Origin of the sequence: Gelidibacter sp. (genome assembly GCF_039916245.1) — a bacterium.
GTDB lineage: Bacteria > Bacteroidota > Bacteroidia > Flavobacteriales > Flavobacteriaceae > Gelidibacter.
The window spans coordinates 1-5,079 of sequence record NZ_JBDSLS010000166.1 but is presented as its reverse complement, the minus strand read 5'-3'; the positions used below and the strand labels follow the sequence as shown (position 1 = coordinate 5,079).

Here is a 5,079-nt window from a genome sequence, read left to right as displayed (position 1 = left end):
AAATCCTTGATTTTAATTTTTGACCAATCCACCTCATAGGTTTTATTCGTCGTGTCTCGGTTGAAAAAACAGATAGCCATATCGCCGTTAGACAATGGTTTTTGCCAAATTTCAAAATTACCAAAGTCTTCAATCTTAAATCCTTGCTTACCCAAAACATCTTGATTCACTGCAATCAATGCTTTATTGGTCAGGATTTTATGATCGCTAGCGCTCATCGATCTTAAATCGTTGCCTGCCATTAAAGGCGCTGCCAACATGCACCACATACTAAAGTGTGCTCTTGCTTCATTTTCGGGCATATTATTATTTCCAACGGCAAGCATATCGGGATCGTTCCAATGCCCAGGACCAGCATATTTTTCTAAACCAACTTGCAGGTCAACGATGTCTGACCATCCCAGATGATTTCCCCAAATATCGCCATCGTATCGGCCTTGCATATCAATATCCAGAGTCGTTCGCCAAAGGTGCGCGACATCTTCAGCCCATTCCCAAGGTTTGTTTTCGCCCCATTCACACATACTAAATACAATAGGTCGTCCCGCTTTATGCAAGGCATCTCTCATCAGCGCGTAAGATTGTTTTGCATCTTGCCCTTCAGTAAAACACCAGTCGTATTTTAAATAATCGACACCCCATTCCGCATAAACCTCAGCATCTTTCATTTCAAAACCTTTACTTCCTGGGCGATCTGCGCATGTTTTTGTTCCTGCATCGGAATAGATCCCAAATTTCAAACCTTTGGAATGGACATACTCCACTAAATTTCTTATCCCGGAAGGAAACTTCTCTTTATCCACTACTATATATCCATTGTCATCACGACCTATTTGCCAGCAATCGTCAATCACGATATATTCATAACCCACCTCTTTAAACCCTTTTTCAGCCATGGCATCGGCCATCTCTTTAATGACGGTTTCGTTAACTCCATCACATTGAAAACTGTTCCAACTATTCCATCCCATCGGAGGCGTCATTGCCAAACCTTCAAATTTTTGGGCAAAACCATGGCCAACAAAAACAAGTGTAAACATTAAAAAAAGGATTTTTCTTCTCATGACTTTAAATTTTATATTATTCATTATTATTAGAAAAAGTAGACGCAGGCAAACCGGATTCATTAATTAAATTCCCATCGGAATAAGACGTATACCCATACTTTATATATCTCGGATTTTCAATTTCCGGAGACCAAACGACCAACGTATTATTGACGATTTTAGATTTTGCAGAAACAAATTTTTTATCAGAACCAGCAATAAACACATCCTTTACAGCCTTATTATCTGTAGTTTTCAAACCTTCGCCATGCTTAAAATGGACTTCCAAAGTGCTGCCCTTCACGTTGACAAAATCTAAAAGCGGTCCTGAAAAAGCAATATCAACATTATAATCCTTATGAAGTGCGATATTTGAAAGTCGTTTACCAACAATCCATTTTTTTGTTGGATGCACATCAGTTTTATTGCCAACATCATAAGAGACGGCCATTCCTGTATGTGGTATTGTTAATAATTTTCGTTGAGAATCTCTAAACAATCCCCAATTTGGTCTTTCAATACTGCTCAACTGCACATAATAGAACGGCAAATCGGCATTATTGAAATGACGCCGCCAATCATTGACCAACATCTTAAACAAGTTGGAATGCAATCCCACCTGTTCGGCATTGGATTCGCCTTGATACCAGATCACACCTTTGATATTATAATCTGTAAGCGGCAAAATTCCCGCATCAAACAAAATCGTCGGTTGGTACGGATGTCTCGCTTTTATTTTAGATTTCGGCTGATCTTCCATATTGAGTTCTATCCGTTCACGCACCCAAGTATCCACCATCGGATTTAAGCGGGTATCATTCAATAAATCCACCGTTTCATGAGTTTGCTCCATGGATTCCCGACTAATCCAACTTTGGATCGGCGAACCCCCAATCGCATTTTTAATAATACCAACAGGTACATTCAATTTTTTCTGAAGATTATATGCGAAAGCATAGGCGACTGCGGAAAAATCGCCAAGATTACTTGTCGTTGCCAGCGACCATCCTGAATTTTCGAAATAAGCATTGGCATTAGAATTTTGAAGTTCCTCATCCGTAAATTTTTCGCCCGATAAGGTTTTCCCAGTCATAGAAAACAAAAACACATTCGGATTCATAGAATCTTTTAAAACGGTCGTCGCACTTTCCATATCACGTAATTTCCAACCCATATTGGATTGCCCGGAAGCCAACCAAACCTCACCAATATAGACCTTGTTTATTGCAATGGACTTCGTAGCCGTTGCAAATTTCAATGGATACGGACCGCCAGCTGGCATGGGTGGAAACTCAACTTTCCAATTTCCATTAAAATCAGCTTTTACCTTTTGGGTCTTCTTGTTAAATTGAACGGTAACCACATCATTATAATTGGCCGTTCCATTAAAACGAATGGCCTCATTCCGTTGCAGCACCATGTTTTCACCATAAAGGATGGACAGTTTCAAACCACCGTAATTTCCAGTGATGGCACTATACACTTTATCCGCAATAATTTTAGCACCTTCTTTGGTTGGATGCAAATTATCAGGAAAATATTCAGGAAAACGGTACAAAGGCTCATGTAAATCAATGACTTCTACCTGTGCTTTTTGAGCGATGACTTCTATTTTGGATTGAATTTCCTTAAAACTTTCACGCATGCCTTCCTCAAACCAATGATGACCAGAAAAAGTAGGCGTCATTTTGCAAATGATCACATTGGGTTTGGACGGCAGATTCTTATACACCGCAATCATATCTAAATAATCCTGTTCAAATTCGTCTTTATGATTTGGCCAGTTGTTATTGCCTTGATCATTTAAACCCAAATGAATGATGACAATATTTGGTGCGAATTTTTTAGAGTTTTCAAATTCAGGCGTGTTCCAATAGGGTTTATGTCCGTTTTTGAGCATGGTTGCCCCAGAATAGCCAAAATTTCCAACTTCATAATTTGATCCTAATAGGTTTTGAAGTTGCTGAGGATACGAATTTTCTTCTCTATCTACAATCCCAGCGCCGAAAGTGACGCTATCACCAACACAGGCGACTTTTACGGTTTGGGAAACCATTGCATAGGACAAAAGCAATATCAAGGCACTAAGAATACTTTTGCTGTTTTTTGAAGTTGACTTCATATTAAAATTCTTTAAATTATAAATTGATTGCCCTCTACATATCCCACGATCCAAATGACCACATAAGGTGCAATCAGGGTGGTCAGGATACCGTTGACACACATGGCCAATCCGCTATAAGCACCAGGCAAATGTCCTTCTTCTATAGCGCGTGCCGTCCCGATGCCGTGGGCTGCAGTTCCCAAAGCGGTGCCCATAGCCGTTTTGCTTTTGATGCCGAGCGCTTCTAAAAAAGCAGGACCAAAGGCATTTCCAAAAATTCCCACCGCAATTACAACGCCTGCCGTTATGGAGGGAATGCCATGAGTGATTTTTGTTATTTCAATAGCAATCGGGGTCGTGACAGATATTGGAATCATAGACCTAATCAGCACATCGGGCGCATTCATAAAAACCGCAATGAAGGAAACGGACAAAATACTGACAATGCCACCACAACCAACGGCTAATAAAAAAGGATAGATATTGTGTTTTATCAATTGATATTTCTCAAAAAACAAAACGCCAAGTGCTACGATTGCAGGTCCCAAGAAAAAACTCCAATACTTACCGCCTTTGTTATAATCTGTGAAACTGACATCAAACACCACCAAGAACAGAATAATGAGTGCACTGGCTATTAAAACAGGATTGAATAGCACAAATTTTATCTTTTTCCTTAGAGCGAGCGCACTAAAAAAAGCAATCAACGTAATGCCGATCCCAAAAATTGGAAGTTTAAAGAACTCAGTCATGCTTCTCCAGTTTTTGTTGCACGATTGCGGTCACATAAAGCGTTATTAAAGTGCTTAATCCTGCAGCAACAGTCAGAACAATCCAATGTGCTTTTATAAAATCAAAATACGCTAGAAGTCCAACGCCGAAGGGAACAAAAAACAACATCAAATATTGAATTAGTTTATCTGAGGCAGGTTTTACGGTTTCGAGTTTGATTAACTTCAATTTCAGTGCTACGAAAATCAAAATCATGCCCAAAATATTCCCAGGCACGGGGAAATCAATAAAGTAAACGATTAACTCTCCCAAGCCAAGGAATAAAAAAATGTACAGAAACGCTTTCAGCATTTTAAAATGATCATTGCGCAAATTCAATATTTTCATACTATTAACAGTCGCTTAAAAATCTAATTGACACAGGACGAAGGGCTAAAAAGTGTTGGAATGAATGCCATTTTTACATAATACGAAGGTCATACGTCCTATGTCATTTACATCTTAAGTCAAATTTTAAAATTACATGATTTTACCTAAAATCTGACCTTTAGTCTTATCAAGAATCAATTATTTCTTTCCAGATTTTTTATAAACGTCTTTTCCATCGGTCAACCAATCTAAAGAAAAGCTTACAAATGAATTTTTCGTGTAGTCATCTTTTTCAAAAAACACACCGATATCGCCATTTTCAAGAATGGTCAAATCCGAATAAGCCGAAGGTCCAGCGTAAACGGTTTTGCCTTCTGTCCATGTTTTTCCTTCGTCATAACTGACACGCACGGTCAAATTAACACGGTCTTTCTCTGAATTAGCATTAGAAAAAAGAAGTCTGTTTTTGTCATGACCATCTGCAGTAGAAGTGTAGCGAAGAATGCTAGCGTTGCAACTTGGATCTTTCAATTCTGGCGCTGGATTGGTAGTCCAAGTTTTCCCGTCGTCATTTGACCTGTGCACATAACGCATTCCGGCACCGTTAACACGCGCATTGATCATCAAAGTACCATCGGCAAGTTCTATCACTTTTGATTCGTCGGCGGGTTGAATTGGAGTGTCCATAAAAAACCAGGTTTTCCCGTGGTCTTCACTTCCGAAAAGATGAAGTCCGCTGTTCAGATTTGCCATCGTGTGCAACAATTTACCAGAACGGGTTTGAATGCCCCTTCCAGAAGTAATGAATTTAAAATCCTTGTGCCATTC

The 5,079-nt window shown here is 39.3% G+C and carries 5 protein-coding genes; all 5 read right to left on the bottom strand.

Annotated elements, in window-relative coordinates; all coding sequences use genetic code 11:
• Positions 1 to 1,064, bottom strand: a 1,064-nt coding sequence (locus tag ABIQ28_RS08940) for a glycoside hydrolase family 27 protein (protein WP_348036543.1), incomplete at its 3' end; no start/stop codon positions are given.
• A gap of 16 nt (positions 1,065 to 1,080) precedes the next feature.
• Positions 1,081 to 3,168, bottom strand: coding sequence for a GDSL-type esterase/lipase family protein (locus tag ABIQ28_RS08935; RefSeq protein ID WP_348036542.1), 2,088 nt, complete (start codon positions 3,166 to 3,168; stop codon positions 1,081 to 1,083).
• A gap of 11 nt (positions 3,169 to 3,179) precedes the next feature.
• Positions 3,180 to 3,902 (bottom strand): LrgB family protein, encoded by a 723-nt coding sequence (locus ABIQ28_RS08930; RefSeq protein ID WP_348036541.1) that lies wholly within the window; start codon positions 3,900 to 3,902, stop codon positions 3,180 to 3,182.
• Positions 3,895 to 4,269, bottom strand: coding sequence for a CidA/LrgA family protein (locus ABIQ28_RS08925; RefSeq protein ID WP_348036540.1), 375 nt, complete (start codon positions 4,267 to 4,269; stop codon positions 3,895 to 3,897). Before ABIQ28_RS08925 ends, ABIQ28_RS08930 begins: the two co-directional genes overlap by 8 nt.
• Positions 4,270 to 4,449: 180 nt before the next feature.
• Positions 4,450 to 5,079, bottom strand: a 630-nt coding sequence (locus ABIQ28_RS08920; protein WP_348036539.1) for a sialidase family protein, incomplete at its 5' end; no start/stop codon positions are given.